The 21301-nt window shown below is 21.2% G+C and carries 15 protein-coding genes; 13 read left to right on the forward strand and 2 right to left on the reverse strand.

Annotated elements, in window-relative coordinates; translation table 11 throughout:
- Positions 1-14: 14 nt before the first annotated feature.
- Positions 15-4868 (forward strand): AAA family ATPase, encoded by a 4854-nt coding sequence (locus AB6A63_RS01800; RefSeq protein WP_370430984.1) that lies wholly within the window; start codon positions 15-17, stop codon positions 4866-4868.
- A gap of 438 nt (positions 4869-5306) precedes the next feature.
- On the forward strand, positions 5307-5948 hold the full coding sequence (locus tag AB6A63_RS01805; RefSeq protein ID WP_370430985.1) for a hypothetical protein: 642 nt from the start codon (positions 5307-5309) through the stop codon (positions 5946-5948).
- Positions 5949-6142: 194 nt separating this feature from the next.
- Here the strand turns inward: AB6A63_RS01805 and AB6A63_RS01810 are convergent, their stop codons facing one another.
- Positions 6143-6709 (reverse strand): hypothetical protein, encoded by a 567-nt coding sequence (locus AB6A63_RS01810; protein WP_370430986.1) that lies wholly within the window; start codon positions 6707-6709, stop codon positions 6143-6145.
- Between the two features lie 326 nt (positions 6710-7035).
- Between AB6A63_RS01810 and AB6A63_RS01815 the strand changes: the two genes are divergently transcribed.
- From AB6A63_RS01815 to AB6A63_RS01830, 4 genes are all read left to right on the forward strand, one after another.
- A complete protein-coding gene (locus AB6A63_RS01815) occupies positions 7036-7500 on the forward strand; it encodes a DUF2963 domain-containing protein (protein WP_370430987.1) in 465 nt (154 codons plus the stop codon).
- 930 nt (positions 7501-8430) lie between these two features.
- The gene (locus AB6A63_RS01820) at positions 8431-8619 is read left to right on the forward strand and encodes a hypothetical protein (RefSeq protein WP_370430988.1); all 189 of its coding nucleotides are present in this window, start codon (positions 8431-8433) and stop codon (positions 8617-8619) included.
- Complete coding sequence (locus tag AB6A63_RS01825; RefSeq protein ID WP_370430989.1) at positions 8609-8767, forward strand: hypothetical protein; 159 nt, start codon at positions 8609-8611, stop codon at positions 8765-8767. The genes AB6A63_RS01820 and AB6A63_RS01825 overlap by 11 nt, the downstream gene beginning before the upstream one ends.
- Before the next feature lie 213 nt (positions 8768-8980).
- Positions 8981-9175, forward strand: a complete 195-nt coding sequence (locus tag AB6A63_RS01830) for a hypothetical protein (RefSeq protein WP_370430990.1) — start codon at positions 8981-8983, stop codon at positions 9173-9175.
- Between the two features lie 95 nt (positions 9176-9270).
- Here AB6A63_RS01830 and AB6A63_RS01835 read toward each other — a convergent pair whose 3' ends face one another.
- Positions 9271-9438 carry a hypothetical protein gene (locus AB6A63_RS01835; RefSeq protein ID WP_370430991.1) on the reverse strand — a complete coding sequence of 56 codons (168 nt, stop codon included), beginning with the start codon at positions 9436-9438 and terminating at the stop codon, positions 9271-9273.
- Positions 9439-9532: 94 nt separating this feature from the next.
- Between AB6A63_RS01835 and AB6A63_RS01840 the strand changes: the two genes are divergently transcribed.
- The 7 genes from AB6A63_RS01840 (at position 9533) to gtfA (ending at position 20846) form a co-directional block, all read left to right on the forward strand.
- Entirely contained in the window at positions 9533-9907 is a 375-nt protein-coding gene (locus AB6A63_RS01840) for a hypothetical protein (protein ID WP_370430992.1), read from the forward strand.
- Positions 9900-10229, forward strand: a complete 330-nt coding sequence (locus tag AB6A63_RS01845) for an ABC transporter permease subunit (RefSeq protein WP_370430993.1) — start codon at positions 9900-9902, stop codon at positions 10227-10229. The genes AB6A63_RS01840 and AB6A63_RS01845 overlap by 8 nt, the downstream gene beginning before the upstream one ends.
- Positions 10230-11540: 1311 nt before the next feature.
- The gene (locus tag AB6A63_RS01850) at positions 11541-13301 is read left to right on the forward strand and encodes a transporter substrate-binding domain-containing protein (protein ID WP_370430994.1); all 1761 of its coding nucleotides are present in this window, start codon (positions 11541-11543) and stop codon (positions 13299-13301) included.
- A gap of 873 nt (positions 13302-14174) precedes the next feature.
- Positions 14175-15218, forward strand: coding sequence for a hypothetical protein (locus tag AB6A63_RS01855; RefSeq protein WP_370430995.1), 1044 nt, complete (start codon positions 14175-14177; stop codon positions 15216-15218).
- A 955-nt stretch (positions 15219-16173) separates the two neighbouring features.
- On the forward strand, positions 16174-16971 hold the full coding sequence (gene tpiA / locus AB6A63_RS01860) for a triose-phosphate isomerase (protein ID WP_370430996.1): 798 nt from the start codon (positions 16174-16176) through the stop codon (positions 16969-16971).
- A gap of 89 nt (positions 16972-17060) precedes the next feature.
- The gene (locus AB6A63_RS01865; protein WP_370430997.1) at positions 17061-19253 is read left to right on the forward strand and encodes an ATP-dependent helicase; all 2193 of its coding nucleotides are present in this window, start codon (positions 17061-17063) and stop codon (positions 19251-19253) included.
- Positions 19254-19382: 129 nt separating this feature from the next.
- Entirely contained in the window at positions 19383-20846 is a 1464-nt protein-coding gene (gene gtfA / locus AB6A63_RS01870; RefSeq protein WP_370430998.1) for a sucrose phosphorylase, read from the forward strand.
- Positions 20847-21301: the final 455 nt, after the last annotated feature.

Consider the following 21301-nt stretch of genomic DNA (forward strand, 5'->3'; position numbering starts at 1 on the left):
TTCCAAATGTCATTTTGATCAAAGCTCAAGAAGAAAATAGTTTTGATCGCTTTCCTATTATTAAAAAATTAAAACAAATTTTTCCTAAATTAAATAATAATCCAGAATTATTTAATAAAGTTTTAACAGAAATATTAAAAGAATTTGATAAACCTCATTATAGAAACGAAATTAAAACAAATATAAATGAGAGAATCGAATTGTTAGAAAAATATAATATAAAAGATGAATTTTCTGATGTCATTTCGCAAACTGTGTACGACGAAAATGATATTGTTTTGGTTTTTATAGGGAATTTAACAGATTTTTCAAATTATAATTTTTATTTAGAACATAAAAAAAATAATTTTAATAGTTCTAAAGGAATGTATTGGAAAAATTGGTCTCCTGCTAATATCGAAACCGTTTCAAAAACCAAAATTAATTTTTTGATAGATGTTTTTGAAGAAATAATAATTTTAGAAAAAGATTTAGTTAATCAAAAAAATAAAAATATTTATCTTGAAAATATTAAACAACTTCAAGACAAAATATTAAATTATGAAACTTTATTTCAAAAACAAGACAAATTTCTACAAGATAAAGACAAAGACATAGAAAGATTAAATTTATATATTAGCCGAAATCAAGAAGAAATCGCTTTTTTAAATTTAAAAATTCAAGAAAATACGAAAATTTTAAATCAAAAACAAACAGAAATAGCTGATATTAATTCTTTATCTCAGATAGATAAACAAAAATTACAAACTATTATTAACAAATTGAATCAAAATAATCTTCAATTATTACAAAAATTAGAAGAAAAAGAAGCATTTATAAACGATAAGCAAGAAGAAATTCAAGAATTAATTCTAAATTTGAGATTCAAAAATCAAGAAATTATAAGTATTCATAAATTAACACAAAAAGAAAAACAAAAATTTGAGCTTATAATTAATGAAAAAATCGGTCAAATTAGAGACATAGAAAAAATATTACAAAACTCTAAAAATAAAATAGATGAATTAAATCAAAACATTGAAAGTTATCAAAAAAAAATCCAAAAACAACAAGAAAAAATGAACTTTTTAGAACAAAATGTTTTAGATAATAAAGAAGAAATAAATTCTTTGAAGCAACAAATACAATATAAAAACGAAGAATTAATTTCTAAAAAATTAGAAATCGAAAATAAACATTTTTTAAATGAAGAATTAAGAACTCAATTTAATTATGAAATTCAAAAATTAGAAAAAGAAATAGAAAATATTCAAAACAAATTGAATCGACAAGAAATAATTTTATTCCAAAATAAAGAAGACGTTTCTGATTTAATAGTTGAATTAAAAACCAAAAATGAACAAATAACAAAGATACAAAATATCAACCAACAAGAACAAAATATCCTAAAAGAAGATATCGCGAATAAAATTATTAAATTAAATCAATTAGAAGAAATATTAGCTGTTAATCAAAAAGATATCGAAAATTACCAAAAAACTTTTGAACGACAAAAAAAAGTCATCTCGCAACAACAAGCAACAATCGATGAAATTAATGTTAATATTGAAATTAAAGAAAAAATCATATTTTCTTTAAAAAATAAAATTGATCTTTTTGTTCTTAAAATAGAAGAAAAAAATAGAGAACTCATCGAAAATAAATTTTTATCCGACACAGAAAAACATAATTTAAACACAAATATTGATTTTTTACAATCACAAATTAAAATTTTTAGAAAACAAATAGAAGAAAAAGAAAACTTTTTACAAGAATATCAAAAAGAAATATCATTTTTGAATCAAAAATTAAAAGAAAAAAAAGAAGAAATAGTTTCCTTTCGTATATTCAGCGAAAAAGAAAAAAATAAATTAAAAAAAGATATCGACGATAAAATAAAACAATTAAAAGAAACTGAAGATAAAGTATATGTTTTACGTGATAAAATTGATCAATTAAATCAAGATATCGAACAACAACGTAATATTATTTTACAGAAAAAAAGACAAATTGTTGATTTAGAAAAAAATATTGAAGATAATAAAATAGAAATATTCGCTTTAAATCAAGAGATAACTAAAAAAGAAGAACAATTAAAACAAAAAACAGCTGAATTATTAGAAAAAGAAGAGTTATCACAAAAACAAAAAGATTCTTTAAATCAAGAAATTAATGAACTGAATCGAAATATTGTTTCTTTAAAAGAAGAAATATTTTCTAAAAATAAAAATTTAGAAACTTTGGAACAACAAAACACTGAATTAAGAATAGATTTCCAAAAACAAGAAGAAAAAATTAAAAAAAATCAAGTTTTGAATGAAAACGATAAACAAGAATTAAAAACAGAAATTAAAAAAATATTAAAAAATTTAGAAGAAAATCAAACTAAAATAGAAAAATATAAACAAAAAATAGAAAATTCCATTCAAGATAATACTTTATTTACTAATTTAATTTTAAAAACAATGCAACATATTGGAAACATGCATAAAGAAACTTTAAATTTTATGCAGGAAATAAAGAAAGATCAAGAAATTAAAAAAAATAACGAATCAGATTATGTCCAAAGTTTTTTAAAAAAAACAGATAAGTTCGCTAGTTTCGCTGAAGTAATAGGTATGGAAGATGCTAAGGAACAATTAAGAGAAAGTTTAGAACATTTAAAAAATTTAGATTTGTATAAAAATATGGGAACGCGTAAAACTCCTAAGGGAATTTTATTATACGGTCCACCTGGAACAGGAAAAACTTATTTAGCTGAAGCTTTCGCTAAAGAAGCTGGTTTACCTTTTTTTTGTGTTACTTCAGATGATTTTTCTAAAACATATGTAGGAGAAGCGCCAAGATTAATTAAAAAACTTTTTGAAGAAGCACGTAGACATTCACCTAGTGTAATTTTGATTGATGAATGCGAAGTAGCTTTTCGAAAACGAAACAGTGACGGTTTAAATTCTGATCATGGGAACGTCATTACAGCTTTTTTATCTCAAATTGAAGGAGTTCATACAGAAGACACGAAACCTGTTTTTGTTATAGGGACGACAAATTTCAAGGATGAGATTGATAGCTCTATTTTAAGTCGATTTAATAAATTGATTAAAGTTGATTTTTGGTCTCAAGAAAGTTTGAATGTTTTCGTCAAAAAAATATCTAAAAAATATAAATTAGATATGAGAGCTTACAAATATTTAGATCAAATAGTACAAAAAATAATTGATTCTAAATTAGATTTCTTAAGAACTCCTAGAAAAATAATAGAATTATTTGAACAAGCGTCCATCACAGCCTTATTAAGACATCAACATTTAAATATTTTACCTATAGATCTAGAATTTATCTTTAGTAGGTTTCTTAATGATAAAGAAGTTATCGATTGGGACGACCATCAACATGTCAAACATCAATTGGAAGAAATATTATCTATAACAGACTTCAAAAATACTCCAATTAAACATATTTTTAAGGATAGTCATTTTATCGGTAAAGAAGAAGAATATTTGGAATTTTTAAAACAAAAAAATGAACAAAATAAAAAAATATTTTATTTGGAAGGTAATTCCAATGAATTAACCGAAATAGAAATTAAAAAAGATGAATTACAAAAAATCCAAAAATTTTATTCTGAAGAAAATCCTCTACCTGAAAAATTATTGGGTTTTTATTTTGAACCCAAAAAAGGGAGCAATTCAAGTAAAAAAACTAAAAAAATATCTTCGTTAGAAGATGTTTTAAATGAAGCTATTTTTCAAAAATCACAAAAAATTTATTTTTTTTGGGATATAGAAAAAAATAAATATAATCAAGATATAATGAAACAATTATTAGAAAAATATCACGATAAATATAATTTTTTAAAATTAGATCCAGTTTTCCAAAATCAATTACCTCAAATATACAAAAAAATAGAAAACAACAAAATAGAAATGGAACATGAAATTGAAAAATATATTCAAGATTTGGAAAAAAGATTATTTAATGATGTTTATCATGTTTTAATCGAAGAAAATAATTTTATTAATTTAGACAATATTGCAGAGATTAAAAGCGACATAAAAGAACATATAAAGGAATTATTGGAACAAGGTAACGCTTCAGAAGAAGAAATAAAAAATCAAATTATTTTCAAAATGCAACAAAAATTTAGTCAAGAAAAAAACCTTTTTTTACAACAAAAAATTAATGATTTAATTAAAAAAATTCCTTTTAATAAGGAAATATTTTCCGATCCAGAAATTCAAAAGATACAACAAAAAATTAATGATGAAATGAATCAAAATTTAATAAAATTTTCTCAATATTCCTTAAAAAATATTGAAAATTATATCAATAAAATAAAATCCAAACATGATGACAAAATTTTTCGAAAAAAATGGAAAATGATATTGCCTCAAGTAAATATTGTTTTTAATTTGGATAAAAATAATATTATTGAATTTTTAAAAAATAAAACTCAAAAAGAATTGTTTTATCAAAATTTAACTTTAGAGAAGATTATTGATGTTCTTAATAAAGAAGCTGATACCAAACAAAAAGAAATGGAACAACAATTAAATAAAAAAGTTTCTGAAGATATAAATAAATATATTTTTATAGATAATATGTTAGGTTCGAATATCCTTATGAGAGATATCGAATTGATAAATAGAGGAGCTTTATCTATCGTTGAATCCGAATTAAAAAAAGATCAAATAACAAAAACAGAAATAGATAATAAAGTATATTCTTTTGTTAAAAATTATAAAATTCAAAAAGAAGAAAATAGTTCAGATAATAACTCTATTTTCGCTATTATTAAAAATAATTTTTATTGGTTCAAATATATATTGTTTTTGATATTGATTAAATATTTCTTTTTTAAAAAAAGTCAAATAAATAAAAAAAAGAAATAATTGATAAATGGATATTTATTTATTTAAAAATATCGAATATTAAAGAAAGATAATATTATTTTTCAAAAACAAGTTTGAAGATTATGATAAAAAAATAATCTCTTAAATTTGTTTTTTTTATTGATTAAAATGTCGAATTATAAAATATTTATTATTAATTTTAGTTGCCTTTATAATATAATCTATCTTAATAGTAATTATAAATATTATTACTATTATGTTTTTAGCTATTTATCTTTTCGTTTATTTTTGAATTATTTAATATAAAAAATAAAATATAAGGCGGTATAAAGTATATTATTGTAAATTAATTATTGTTATTAATATTTGAGTTATTTATTATTTTGTTTTTATTATCTTTTATTATCTTTTATTATCTTTGGTTCATTTTTTTCAATATAAAAAAATAAAATATAAGGTGGTATAAAGTATATTATTATGCAAAATGAAATAAATACAAAAAAAATTCAATATGCAATAATCATATTTTTAATAATCGCAACATTTTTTGTAATTTTTTATTTTTTGGTTATTAATCGAAAAGAGGTAGAAAAAGACGTAAAAACTAATGTAATACCTCAAACAGAACAAATTAATAAAGATTCTACTCCAGAATCATCTGACGCTTCTGCTAGATTACATGGCGAAATTGATTTTTTTAAAAAAGTAAATGTGAATGACGAAACAAAATGTTTTTATAAAATCGATAAATTATTAGCTCACTCAGAAAATGATTTTAAATTTGACATAACAGATTTGGATAAGATACTAACAGACAAACCGCAATCACAGTTATTATTTAAGTTAAAAAATGATGAAATAAAACCAAATTCTTCTATTAATGTATTAAAAGATTCTACAGGAATAGAAAAAAAATTATTTGAATTTAAAAATAAACCAAATTTACAATTAAAAATTAATAAACAAATAAGTTCAACAGGTAATCAAAGAAAAGTGCAATTTCAATTGTTATCTGATTCTGAAGTACTTTTAGCAAGTAGTTTACCTTGTGAACCAAATTTGAAAATTAATTTAGTTACAACAAATTTAAGATTATTTAAAAATGATAAAATTTCTTAGTTAATAAAATTTCAATTTAAAAAAATATTTGAATTAAATTTATTAACATGAAAACGTTTTTATAATTTTTTATAAAAAAAGAGTGTCAATAACACTCTCTTTTTTTATATTTTTTTTATTATGAATTTTTTGTTTTTTTGATCAAATTTTTCGTTTGTTCATGAAATGTTGAGAGTTGCGTAATTATAATTTATTTATTTTTGATTTAATTTAGTGTTGGAATTATCAAAATTTACTTTTTGATTAAAATATTTTATAACTTCTTCCATATTTAAACGATATGGTTTTAATAAACCTTTTGAGTTTTCTTTCATAAAATTAATTTTATACCATTGTAAAAGTTCATTGTAAGTATCTTGATTACAAAAATTGATATTATGATTTCTTGATTTCGAAATTTTACAAAAAATATTAAACCATGATAAATTATTTATTTTAAGATAAGGAATAAATTTTTTGATGTCCCATTGAATACAACATTCTAGAATTAAAAATAAATCTGTTTCAATTGGTTGATATGGATTATTTAAAGCATAGAATAAATGAAAACTATTTACATAATTTTTTCTTTTTTGCATTTCTTGAGCCCATAAGAAAATAGAAAAATTAAAATAATTACGTCCTTTTTGTAAAAAAGGATTCATAGCTTGGTTATATTTTTGTTTATTTAAACAAAAATCATAAATTCCAAATTCTTTTCTTAAAGCGCAAAGCGACAAATTAGGACTGTATGGATAAAGTTCATGTGGTAATATTCTCATTTTTTTAATAATATTTCTTTCTTTAATTTTTTTATTTTTATGTTTTGAAGGCGTTTAATAATAAATTAAAAATTAATTTTTTAATGGAATTTCGAAATAGAAATATTTTTTTAACAATTTTGACTCTTGATATATTTTAAGATAAATGAATACAAATAAATTATAACTTATTTATTTTTGGAACTAAAAAATTATTTTTTTATATCTTTTATATCTTTTTTTATAAATTAGAATAAAATTATTTTTCTCATAATTTTTTTTAATTTGTTTTTGGATTATATAAATTAATATTTTTTATTTATTTTCCGAAAATAAGGAGTTCAAAAATGTTTAAAATTAATTTTATATTTGTTTTCTTTTTTTTAATTATATTAGGATTAATTATTATTTTTTTTACCAAATACAATAATATAAACGTTTTGTCGCTTTTTGATAAAAAAAATTCCAAAGAAAATGAAATCGTAAATCATCAAGAGTCTGAAGAAAAAAAAGAACCTGTTAATAAAAATATAGAAATAATTTATAATCAAGATAAGAGGATTGAAAGAATACATGAATATTTCGATGAAGACAAAAAGAAATTATCTAAAATTACCTTTTATCGTTGTAACGGAACATCAATTTGGTTTATCGAAGAATTTCATCCTAAAACTGGTAAAAAATTCAAAGAAACAGCTTACTATATAAACAGTAATAAACTTCATTTTTTAGCTGAATTTGATCCTAACACAGGAACAATGTTAAAAAGAACATTTTATAATTTAAAAGGAGAAATCGACAGAATAGAGTAATTATAAGTTTGAAGAAAAATATATTTATCTAAATTATTTTTAAATAGTTTGGATTTTTTTATATCTAAATATAATTTATTTAAAACTTGTTTTTGTTCTTTAAATTTATTATTTATGAATATAAAAAAATTATTTTTTATGTTTTTTGATTTAATCACCAAATTGATTTTTTGTAATTTCGGTTATAAGGATGAATATTTTATAAACAAAACCCTAAAATAGTTCTTGTTTTAAGTTCTATTTGAAATTAAACGATTTATCAAAAAAAATTAATAAATAAATTAACTTTTTTTATTTTTATTGTATAATAATACTAATTAGCAAATGTTTTTTGCCAATTGATAGTTATTTTACGATTATTAAATTTTTTTATGCTTTGTTAAAAAATTCAAAAGATTATTTTCGCTAAAATAAAATTACAACTCTGATTTATCATCATTAATTATATTATCACTAAATTTTTCTCGAGAATTTCATATAAAAAAATTTTTTCTTAGATTTTTATTATTAGAATCTTTCTTATTTATTAAAAATTTAAAACCTATAAAAGATAAATAATTTTGTTCCAAAATTAATTGAAATTAAAAAAAGTCCATAAATATTCTCTCATGAAGGACTTTCTAAATATTATTTTTGAATCATTATATAAGGAGAAATTTTTAAAATTATTGGTTATTTTGGTTTCGGATACTTTCCCTTATTTAAACATCGAACTAAAATTAGATCCTAAAGAGCTTCTCAAGATGTTTTAATAAACCTTCAAAAAAATAGCAAATGATAAAAAAAATATGACTTTATTAATTTGATTTACTCGTGAAATGAAATTTGCTAAAAAAAGTAACTCATAATATTTGTTTTATGGCGGACGGAAAAATTATATAAAAATGAACTTCTAGTGCTATTTTTGAAAAGTTAGGTTTTTTAAAAAATATGAAGTGTAAATTTAAAAGACACTTAACTCAACAAAGAATTCATATTTTTAGCTTTCTTTCTTTGTTTAGTTTGTTGGCATTAGGGCACTTGTATTTATTTTATCCATTAACAAAAGGAACATCTTCTGATAAAGTTTTAAAGATAGGATACTATCGATATTGTTGCTCCTTTAGCTATGCCAGCTAGAAGTAAAGGAGAAAATGCTTTTTTAGCTACCAACCAACAATTGATAACAGGATCGGATGCTATTTTAATAAACGAAATCGCTAAAAATTTACACAAAACCCCTGTTTATAAAGTTTACGGATTCCCTGGAGTGTTAAATTATTTATAATCAGAAACCGATTTAATTATAGGACTCATGGAAGGTACAGAACAACGTAAAACAGATTTAAAGGCTTTTGCAATTCCTTATTTTAAACCAGATACTTTCATCGGGATACTAGAAACTAAATTAGATCGTTTTAAACTTAAGACAGGCAAAACCTTCCGCCAACTGTTAGCCGGAAACAAAGACAATACGCCACCAGAGGTTCAACTATCAGATTTGGAAACTCCTGAAGACGGCACTAAATTAAAAATGACAACTGTTAAAGGGATTAGTACTCATAAAGCTTTAGAAAAGTATTGGAATGATAATTCTCCTCAAGGAATAGGACGAGTTTTTGAGGATACTACTACTTTAATGAAAGATGATCCAGCTTTATGTGCGCAATTAATTAAGGATGGTTCAGCTGATTGATTTGTTTCTGAAAAAATTTTACTTGAACAGATTATTAAAGAAAATAAAAATATAAAAACTTTTAAAGTTAAAGATATTTCTTTTCAAAAGAGTCCTTATTCAATTTTTATAAAGAAACTAGAAGGAACTGATAAAGAAGCTAAACAATCAAAGTTTAAAAAAGAAATTGAACAAGCCTTAAATAAAGTTTTAGAAATAGAAGTATTATCAGAAAATCCTACTAAGGAAAAAGAAGAAGAATATAAACAAAAAAGAGACAACACTTACACAACTAAATTTTTCAATAAAGGTAAAGAGATTCATAATCAAATATTAAAAGCTAATAAACAATTTGATGAAAAACCTGCTTTGATTAAAATGGGTTATAGACTTTTTTCTAAAATACCTCAATATACAAGACCTGCTGTAACTTCTATTATTGTAGCCATTGATAGTTTATTACTTGGATTTGCTTTTTCTTTATTTTTTGTAGTTGCTAAAACTTTCTTTAGATTCTTCAGCCAGAAAAAACATCCAACCCTTAATGTAATGGTTCGTGGTTTTGTTTTTGGTTTAGATCGTTTTATGAGTTTTTTAAAAGCTATTCCAATAATGGCACAAGCTTTAATTTTTTACGCTTTATTTAAACTTGTTCCGTTATTAGCTTTACATTCTACTTTTACTCTTTTTTTTCACTGCTATTTTTGTTCTTGCTTTAAATGCAGCTGTTGCTTTAACCGACATTATGATTAGCCACATTAAATTATTAAATGAAGGACAAATTGAAGCCGCTCAATCGTTAGGATTGACTCAAAAACAAGTTTTTTCTTCTATTGTAATGGAACAAACGCTCACAAGAACTTATCCTTCCATTTTAGAACAATTTATTGTGAATGTTAAACAAACCGCCATTTTCTCTATTATTCGATTATTAAATTTACAATGGATGGCTGACAAAGACATTAATATGAGTTTTGATATAACAACTCCTTTAATTATGATTAGCGTTATTTATTTAGGTTTAGTTTCTCTTATTAATTTAGTTATTCGAAAAACAACTAAAAATAAAATTTAAAGCTAGTTTTATTAAAGTTATGTTTCTTTTTCGTTAACTTTTTTTGGTTTTACTAAAATCCTTTTATTGAATTTATTTGTTTGGGTTTGTTTAAATATTTTTTTTTACTTTTATTTTAGGCAAACCTAAAAAAAGAAGTATAAGTTTTGATGATAAATTATCTTTTATCTCGTTTTTAGTATATTTTTTTGATAAATTAATAAATAATTATAATAAAAAGACTTTCTTTGTTTAGAAAGTCTTTTTATTATGTCTATTTTAGATAAATAATAGTCTTTAATTTGTGTTATTTGAAAACGATGAATGCGATTTTATCTAATTTGAAGGTTTAAATAATTCATGATCAAAATTTTTTTAGTTTTTTAATTAGTTTTTTAAAAACATTTTATAAAAAAAACATAATAATTTATTTTTTGGATTAATTAATAATGACAAAAAAAAGAAAATATTTACTAAATAAAACTTTTGTCAAAAAATAAGTTTTATATGAAAACAAAACTAATATTTGATACATGTAAAATTTTATTTTCGATAAAATATTTTTTTCAAAAAAAACTATTTATATTTTAAAAATAAAAAAATAAATTATTTTTGGGTTATTATTATGAAATTTACATAATATAAATTTTAATAAGATATTCTTATTTAATTTATTTATTTATTTATTTCGGTTATAGTTTTTAATCAACGATATTTACATGATATTAAACAAGATATTTTTTTAAAGTTTGTTTATTTATAAAGATGTTTCATTTTCAAATTAGGTTTGTGATATATTTCGTTTTTGGTTTTTTTAAATAAATAAATTGATTTTAAAATAAGAATTGAAAATGATAGTTTTTTCATTGGAATATTTTTGAAATATTATAAAATTTTTTATTTTTTTGCAATTGTTGTTTTTTTTATGTTATATTAAAATTAATAATTAAAAATAATAATTTAATTTATTCATTTTTTGAATTAAAAATTTTTTTATTATTTTTTTTGATTATAATACAATAATTTTTATTTGGGTAATTCTTTCTAAAAATATATTATATTTTTAATAGTTATAACGAAATAATAAATTTATGTTTGGAATTGTAACGTTTTTATAAAATAAACAAACAATATTTTTTTTGAATATAAATTAAAATCAATTTTTTTATTTTTAATTTTATATACAAGATATGAATGATATTTTTTTTAATGTTTGAAAATATATAAAAAAATAAATTCATTTTTTTAATAATTATTTATTTAATTTTGTAAATTGTTATGGAATTAAATTATTTAATAAAAAAATAATCGAAATAGATAAGAAAAAGAATTATGAAAAAAAGAATTAGTAAAATATTATTATTTTTTAAAAAAAACGAATTAAAATTAGGACTTGGTGCTTTTGTTTTATTTTTTTTATATTTGAATATGACTGTTATATTTCCTGAAATTTCAATTAAAGAATATTTTGAAAACAAAGATAAATATTTGACAGTAGGTATAATTAACGATTCTTTTCCACCTATGGTTTTCTCTTCTTCTGAACCATTTAACAAAGACACTGCAATTCTTGCAGAAAATGGTTTTTATGTTGACGGAACAGAAATAGAATTAATTCGTTTTGTAGCTAAACAAATGAATAAAGTAATCAAAATTCAACCTATTAGTTTCGATAGTTTTCCGGAAGCTTTAAAAACAGGTAAAATCGATCTTTTTCTTTCTACTGTTAGTTTCACAGATAAAAGAAAAAACAATCCAGATTTTAAATGGTCTGATGCCTATTATAAACCTTATTTTGGTATTTTGACACGCAAAGAGAATCTGTCACCACCAGAAGCAGAAAAACCAGGCGATTTGGAGTATGATAAATTACAAGACTTTATTCAAAAAACTAAACTTGCTAACTTATCACTAAGTGATATTCCAGAAAATTTAAAATTTTCTTCTTTTCAGGGGTCATTATATGACCAAAAGATTTTAGCTGGAATTGTTCAAGACGGTCAAGATAAAATAAAAAGATCTGAAAATATGCAGGCATCTGTTAATATGGGAGTGAATGATTTAAAAAACAAAAAGATTGGTTTTTTTACATTAGATTTTGATTATTGTCAATACGTTGCTTTGCAAGATTCTAATTTGAAAGCGATCAAATTAAAAGATGACAAATATGCAAACGATATTAAAGAGTATAAGATTGTTTTTTCCAAGCAACAGAAAGATGAAGTCATAAATAAAGTTAACGGAGCTATTGAAAAGTTTTTTGGTCCTGGGACAGACTTAACACAAAAAACTTATAAAATGGCAAAAAAAAACACAACACATAATAACACTTTTAAACAAATTGAAGCAGACATGAAAACAAAAGAATACAATTTTTTTGAAAAAATTTTCAAAAAATTACCGTTATATTCTAAGGGTTTTTATAATGTTTTATTTTTATCTCTTAATGGCTTGATTCTTGGTTGTTTATTGAGTATTTTTCTAGTAAAATTTAAGATTTTTTATGATTATAAAAAAAATAAATTCAAAATTAATAAATTAGCTTTTAATTTTGTTTCTAATTTAGTTTTTTATATACAAACGTTTTTATCTAAAATAATTGATGTCTTGATTGTTATTTTTAGAAGTATTCCTATTGGAGCTCAAGGTATTTTAGCTTACTACGCTTTACCTCAAATTTTTCCTTTTGATATTAATGCTTTATATGCCGCTTTGATTGTAATGACAATAAGTAGTGCTGTTAATATTTCAACTATTATATTACAAAATATTAAATTTTTAAATAAAGGTCAAATTGAAGCTGCTTATTCTTTAGGAATGAATCAAAAACAAGTTTTTAAATTTATTATTTTTCAACAATCTTTTAAAAGATCTTATGCTTCTATTTTAAATCAGTTTATTGTTAATTTGAAAGAAAGCGGAGTATTTGCGATCATCGGAACAATTGAGCTTTTATATATAGCTAGACAAAATATGAGTCTTGATTTTGATATTTTCACTCCTTTCTTTATAATTAGTGTCATTTATTTAATTTTAATTTTATTAACTAATTTATTAATTAAAAGAATAGAAAAAAATACTCAACAAATCTAACTAATTTCTTAAACGAAACTCTTTTAAAAAATTAATAAATAATTTATAACGTTTTTTTAAAAAAACGATTTGTGTTTAAGTTGAAATTTGTTTCAAATTTCTTCAATATCAAATGTATATATTTTGATTCATAAACACAATTTGTTTTTTTTTTTTTTTTTTGAAATTTATGAGTAAAAAAGCCTAAATAACAAATTTTTTAGGATAAATTTGTTTCTTTTCTTTAGACTTATGGAATACTTTATAAAGTTTTCATTTTGAAAAATAAATAATTATTAAACAAAGTTTCAATATATTTTGTTTAAAATTGGGAAAAAACAGTATAATAACAAATGGAAAATTTTTCATAATATTTTTATTATGAAAAATTTGAATATTTCAAATAAATCAATTAAGAGATTTTCTTTTTTTTGTTGATAAAATAAATTATTGAAAATTTTTCTTAATTGTGAATTTTATCTTTTGGCTTTTGTAACAAAACAAAAATATCCTTTTTAATATTGTTTTAAACGAAAAAATAGGATTAGTTCGAAATAAATAATTAGAAATAATTAAAAATTTATTTTCAAAAGTTAAAAAACTGTTTTATTATTTAAAAACAAAAACGACTAAAAAAGAACATAATATGGACTCAATATATAGACTCAATTTTAGATAACAAAATATTCTGTGATATAGAATAAAAATGACTTAAATAAGAAGTTTTATTTCAAAAAATATTTTTATTTATTTTGGATTTTGGTTATAAAAAAATTTTAAAAAATAACAAATATAGATTCTTTTGTTGTATTGTATTTTTTTTAAAAAAATAAAATATTTTTTTTATTTGTGAATATTTTTAAAAAACAACTTTTTAAAAAAAGGAATTTTAAAATGCTTACGAAAGATATAAAACCAAAAAAATGTCAAAAAAGTCATTTTTTTTCGTTTCAAAAAATTACATTATTGATCTTATTTTTTATGTTAATCGCTTTATTGTTTATTTTTTTCTCTTTAGTTATAAATAATCATAAGTCATCCACCAGAGATATACAAAGAAATATTAATAAAAAATCAGAAATGGACGAATCAATTTTAAAATTAACACAATTGAAAGAGAAAAAAACAAGATTAAAAAAAGAAATAAATGAATTCGAAATAAATAAGAATTTTTGGACAACTCAATTACATAATTTAGATGAAAAAATAGTTTTCAAAACAAAAGAATTATTACGTAAAGAAAACTTATTTCATGAATTTTCTGAAAAAGAAAAAAAATTTTTGTGCCAAATAATGAATATAGACGAAAGAAAAGACGAAATACAAAAAATAAAATCAGATATTTATACCAAAATTTCAACTAATAAAAAAGAAAACGAAGATTTAAAAAAAATACTTGTGTCGTCTTTAGTAAATTATCAAGTTATTCCGGAACAAAATAATTTATCGTTTAATGAATTAAAATCTTTTTCGAACGAAAGAGACAATTATATTTCTGAAGATTCCGAAATGTCAATTTTATTTAATGAAGTTGATGAAAATTTAGAAACATCTCAAAGGTCGTTGTCGCCGAATGAGTTAGATAACCAAAAAGCTATTGATTCAGACATTTATAAATTATATTTCGATTATATACAAAAAGAGATTAAAAGAACAGAAGAAAATTTGCAACAAGAACAAAACAAACTGAATTCTTTAAATGATAAGTTGTATAATAGTTCTACATTGTATAACGAAATACATAATGATATACAACAATTTAATCAAAGGGAAAAATATATTTCATTTATGGATATTTATAACCTTGTTAAAGAAATAAATTTGTTAAAAGAAGAAAAAGCTAAAATAAAAGATTCTGAAGAACGATATCAACAAAATCAAAAAAAATCACTCAAATTAAAACAAAAAATCAATAAGTTAGAATTTAAATTAAAATAATTCGATATACTAAAAAAAGAGTTATGAAAATATTTTTTCAATTAATAAAATAGATTTACTCAAATGACTTTTTGGAATGTATTTTTTTCTGTTATCAATATTTAAATTCAAGAAATTATTACTTTTTTTAAATATAATTTCTTGAATTTATTTTTTTTAATTAAAATAGAAAGATATAGTTTTAATTTTTAAATAAAAAAAGAACGAAAATAAAATTTTCAATATCGTTTATTTGTTTGTTTATCGAAAATTATTATTATAAGTGAAATTTTTTTCTTTAAATTGAATAATAAATAGTTTTTTGACGATAAATATTATTTAAAAATAAAAATATTTTTGCAAATTGATAAAATTTTAAATATAATAAAAATATGATAAAATAAATTAGTTTTATCAAAATTTATTTTTAATAAAATATTTCATTTGAAAATAATTTAGTATCATTTTACAAAAAACAAATATAATATTCTTAAAGAAGAATTAAATATATTTAAAGATTAATTATTATTTTAAATATAAAATTTTATATTTAAAATGAGATAATGATAAAAAAATAGAATAAAAAATTTGTTATTTGATAGAACAATTATTTAAGCTTAAAAAAGAAAGAATATGGTTATTGAAGTAATTTTATATGGAATTTAGAATTGGTTTATATAACTTTTTAAAAATGTAATTATAAAAAAAATACATTATTGAAATATATTGTAATTTTTTTATAATTAGGAGGATTTTTTATTTGTTAGTAGTTGATAATTATAATAATATTTTAAATTTTAAAATCTACAATAAAATAATATTTATTTTGGATAAATACTGCCGATTTAAGTCATCTTATAGTTAATTTTTGGATATTTGTTAGATAAAAAAACATTCAAAAAATAAATATATAAATAAAAAATATTTTTAAAAAATAAATAATTTTACGTCAATAAAACGGATTTTATTTATTATAATGAAAAAAGGAAATTACGAAATGAAAAAAATTATTATTGCTGGAAATTGGAAAATGAATAAACACAAAGACGAAGCGTTAAATTTTGTTTATCAAATAAATAATAAAGTGCCTGACAGAAAAAAAATTGAAACTATCATTTTTCCTCAAACAATTTTGTTAGATTCTTTAACTCAAATAGAAGGTAAAAATTTAAGAATTGGTGCTCAAAACGTTTTTCATAAAAACGAAGGCGCTTTTACAGGTGAAAATTCTCCTCTTAGTATCCAATTATTAGGAATCAAATATGTTTTATTAGGTCATTGTGAAAGAAGAATTTATTTCAATGAAACAGATGAAATGGTTAATTTAAAACTTTTACAACTTTTAAAACTGAATATTTATCCTATTGTTTGTATAGGAGAAGATATTACAGTTAAAAACGAAAATAGAACTAAAGAAGTTTTAAACGAACAATTAGAAAAAATTTTAGCTAATGTTCCTTCAGAACATATGGAAAAAATTATAATCGCTTATGAACCTTTTTGGGCTATCGGAACAGGAAAAAGTGTTAATCCTGAAGAAGCTAATCAAATTATCGCCGGTGTTCGCTGTAAAATAGCTTTATTGTTTTCTGAAAAAATATCTCAATCAGTAAGAATTATATATGGCGGTTCAACTAACGTTTATAATATAGAATCTTTTTTAACACAAAAAGAAATAGATGGTGTTTTAGCAGGAAATAGTTCTTTAAAAACAGAAGATTTTTTATTCTTTACAGAAGTCGCTTCCAAAGTATTAGAAAGCAAAAATCAATAAAAGTTTTATTTTCGGAAAATAAAATTCAATTCTAGAATTTAATATTATCCAAAATAAAAATGCCAAAAAAAAACAAAGGGATTTTAAAAATGAAAAAAGAATGGCTCAACAGTTTAAATAAAAATCAATTAAAGGCTGTTATGTCTCAAAAAAAAGCTGTTTATCTTCACGCGGGAGCAGGCACAGGAAAAACAACCACATTGATCAACAGAATAATTCATTTAACACGCGATTTAAAAATAGATACAAAAAATATTTTAGCGATCACTTTTACTAACAACGCTGCTAGAGAAATGAAAGACAGATTAGCCAATTTTTTTGAAAATAGTCAATTTTCTAATTTAACTATTACAACTTTTCATTCTTTAGGAGCAAGTATTTTAAGAAAATATATTTCCGATCTTTCTTTGAATTTGAATAGTTACTTTAATATAGTAGGCGAAAAAGAATCTAAACAAATTATTAAAAATGCTGTTAAAGAATTAAATTTAAGTAAAGACATTTATCAAGTGGATTACTTGAAAAAGACATTTTCGAAAAAAAAATATTCAGATATAGAAATTCAAATTTTAAATGAATTAGATCGAACAATGCAAAATGAAGAATGGTTTTCTCGTTATAGAAAAAATAAGATAATTTTAATTTTTGAAGAAACCAAAATTTTTAATAAATATAATGAATATTTAAAAAAAACAAATCAATTAGATTTCGAAGATTTGATTGTTTATACTTATAAATTATTAACTAAGCATAATTCAGCTGTAACTTCTTTTTATAATAAAACATTTCAGCATATTTTGATAGATGAATTTCAAGATATTGATTTAATCCAATATCAAATAATCAAAATCCTAGGACAGAATAATACCGTTTTTGTTGTAGGTGATCCTAACCAAAATATATATAGCTTTAGAGGAGCTAATATTTTGTGTAATAATTTGTTTCTGAGAGATTTCAAATCACAAACTATTTCTTTAAATCATAATTATCGTTCTACACAAAATATTTTAGATAAAGCCAATCTTTTAATTAGTTATAATTATAATCAAAAAAATAATTATTTCCAAAATTTTTTAAAAAATAATTCTCTGCCAGGAGAACAAGTTATTTATAAAGAATTTATGGACAACGAAAAAGAGTCTAGTTTTATTTCTCAACAAATTCAAAAATTAGTTTACAGTCAAAATTATAATTTTTCAGATATAGCAGTTTTATATAGAATGAATATCTTACATAAATCTATTGAAAATAGTTTTATTATTAAAAATATTCCTTATATGATAAAAAATACTTTATCTTTTTTTCAAACAAAAACTGTTAAAGATTTTATATCTTATATAAAAACACTTATTAATCCTAAAAATGATTTAGATTTAAAAAGAATTATTAATATGCCACCTCGTAAAATAGGGGCTAAAAAAATACAAAAATTAGAAAAAATAGCTAACGAAAATCAAGTTTCTTTTTTTGAAGCAATCGAATTTTTACCACATGATGATAAAGATAAAAAAATTATAGATAATTTTAAAAAATTATTTCAAGATTTACAAAAAGATTTCTTTGATGAAAATAAATGTAATTTAGACAATGTTATTTTTTTAATAGATCAACATATTCATTATGTAGAACTTTTAGAAGAGAATAAAGAAAAAAACGATCATAAAATACGTAAACAATTAGATAATTTACAAAAAATTTTTGTTAATGAAAATAAAGAAAACAAAGAAGGTTCTTTTTTAGAAAAATTAAATATATTATTAAATAAAATTTCTTTATCTCAATATGACGAAGAAGAAGAACAACCAAATAAAGTTTTTATGTCTACTATACACAAAGTTAAAGGATTAGAATTTAAAGTTGTCTTTTCCATCGGTTGGGAACAAAATTTTTTTTTAAAAGACCGTAAAGATGATCCAGAGAATATCAAAGAAGAAAGAAGAATTTCTTACGTAGCGATCACAAGAGCTAAAGAAATTTTATACATTACAAGCGCTAAAAAAAGATTTTTACAGGGTTCATCTATACAAACAGAACCGATATCGTTTTTAAAAGAAATGAAATTATTTCCTCAAAAAAAATTTTTGGGTCGTAATTTGTTGCATTCTTTTAAGAAAGAACAAAAGACACAAAATATTTTTACAATAGGTGAAAAAATAAAACATAAAATATTTGGAGTAGGTTTAATTGTCGCTCATAACAAAGATGTTTTATCTATAGTTTTTGATAAAAAATATGGTATTAAAAAAATTGTTTCCAATCATGAAGCTTTGATGAAATATTAATTCAAATATAATTTCATATTTATATTATATAAAAATCATTTTTTAAAAAAACAATTTATAATATACTGAGATGGTGGATATAATTAATAAAAAATTAATTATAAACTAAGATATAAGGAAAAATTATTAATGAAAATTCAAAATAAAGTAATGTTAATTACTTATCCTGATTCGTTAGGTAAAAATATTCAAGATTTAACTAAAATTATAAATAAATATTTTGGTGACGCTATCGGAGGGATTCATATATTGCCTTTCTTTCCTTCTACAAGTGATCGTGGTTTTGCTACATCAGATTATAGTATCGTTGATCCTGCTTTTGGGAATTGGCAAGATGTTGAAGAATTAAGCAAAAAATATTATTTAATGTTTGATTTTATGATCAATCATATTTCTCGTGAATCTGTAATGTATAAAGATTTCCAAAAAAATCATGATAATTCTAAGTATAAAAATTTTTTTATTCGTTGGGAAAAATTTTGGAGTCAATATGGTAAAAATAGACCTACTCAAGAAGATGTTGATTTAATTTATAAACGTAAAGATAAAGTTCCTATTCAACCTATCAAGTTTGAAGATGGAACCCAAGAATATCTTTGGAATACTTTTGATGAAAATCAAATTGATATCAACGTGAAAGATTCTGTCGCTAAAGAATTTATCAAAGAAACTTTAATAAGCATGGCTAAACATGGTTTAAGTTTATTACGTTTAGATGCTTTCGCATATATTGGTAAAAAAGCAGGTACTAATTGTTTTTTTGTCGAACCTGATATATGGGATTCTTTAAAAGAAGTAAATGAGATTTTAAAACCTTTCGAAATAGAACTTTTACCTGAAATTCACGAACATTATTCTATCGCGAATAAAATTAGTAATCATGGTTATTTTGTTTATGATTTTGCTTTACCTTTAATAGTTCTTTATACAATATATTCAAAAAATACTGAACGTTTAGCAGATTGGTTAAGAAAATCTCCTATGAGACAATTTACTACTTTAGATACGCATGACGGTATAGGAATAGTTGACGCTCGTGATATTTTGACAGATGAAGAGATTGATTATACTTCTGAAAAATTATATAAAGTAGGAGCTAAAGTTAAAAAAATTTATTCTTCTAATTTATATAATAATTTAGATATTTATCAAATTAACACTACTTATTATTCCGCTTTAGGAAACGATGATACTGCTTATTTATTGAGTCGTATTTTCCAAATATTTGCACCAGGTATTCCACAAGTTTATTATGTAGGAATACTAGCTGGCCAAAATGATATTGAATTATTAGAATCTTCTAAAGAAGGAAGAAATATTAATCGTCATTATTATTCCTTAGAAGAAATTCAAACAGACGTTCAACGTCCTGTGGTAGTGAATCTTTTGAAATTATTAACATGGCGCAATGAATCTAAAGCATTTGATTTAGAAGGAAGTATATTCGTTGAAACAAATAATCAAGCTAACGAAATTAAAATAATAAGAAAAGATAAAACAGGCGAACATGTAGCACGTTTAGAAGTTGATATGATTAATACAAAATTCTCTATTACAGAAAACGGTCAAAAAGTATTTAATAATTTAGAATAAAATGATTTTTTGAAATATATTATATTTAATATTGAAACTTTTAAATAATATATTAATGATTATTTTATTCGTATAAAAATTATTTTTTTAAAATTAATTTATTTTATCAAAAAAACAAGTTGAAACATTATATATGTTAAACTTGTTTTTTTATATATAATTTATTCAATACTTTTTTTATTATATAAAATAGAATAATTTTTTAATATGCATTGAATTAATATACGTTATTTTATCTTTGTTGGATAATAAAATTGATATAATATATTTATATTATTTTTTAATTCATTTCTGTATAATAAATTCGGCAATATAAGGGTCTTTATGTTTAATATAATCAATTTAAATAAAAGTTACACATCTAAATTAGGTTATCGTACGGATATTTTAAAAGATATTTCGTTTCAATTACCTAACACAGGGATTGTTTTTATTTTAGGAAAATCAGGAAGCGG

Source organism: 'Camptotheca acuminata' phytoplasma (assembly GCF_041276565.1).
GTDB lineage: Bacteria > Bacillota_I > Bacilli_A > Acholeplasmatales > Acholeplasmataceae > Phytoplasma.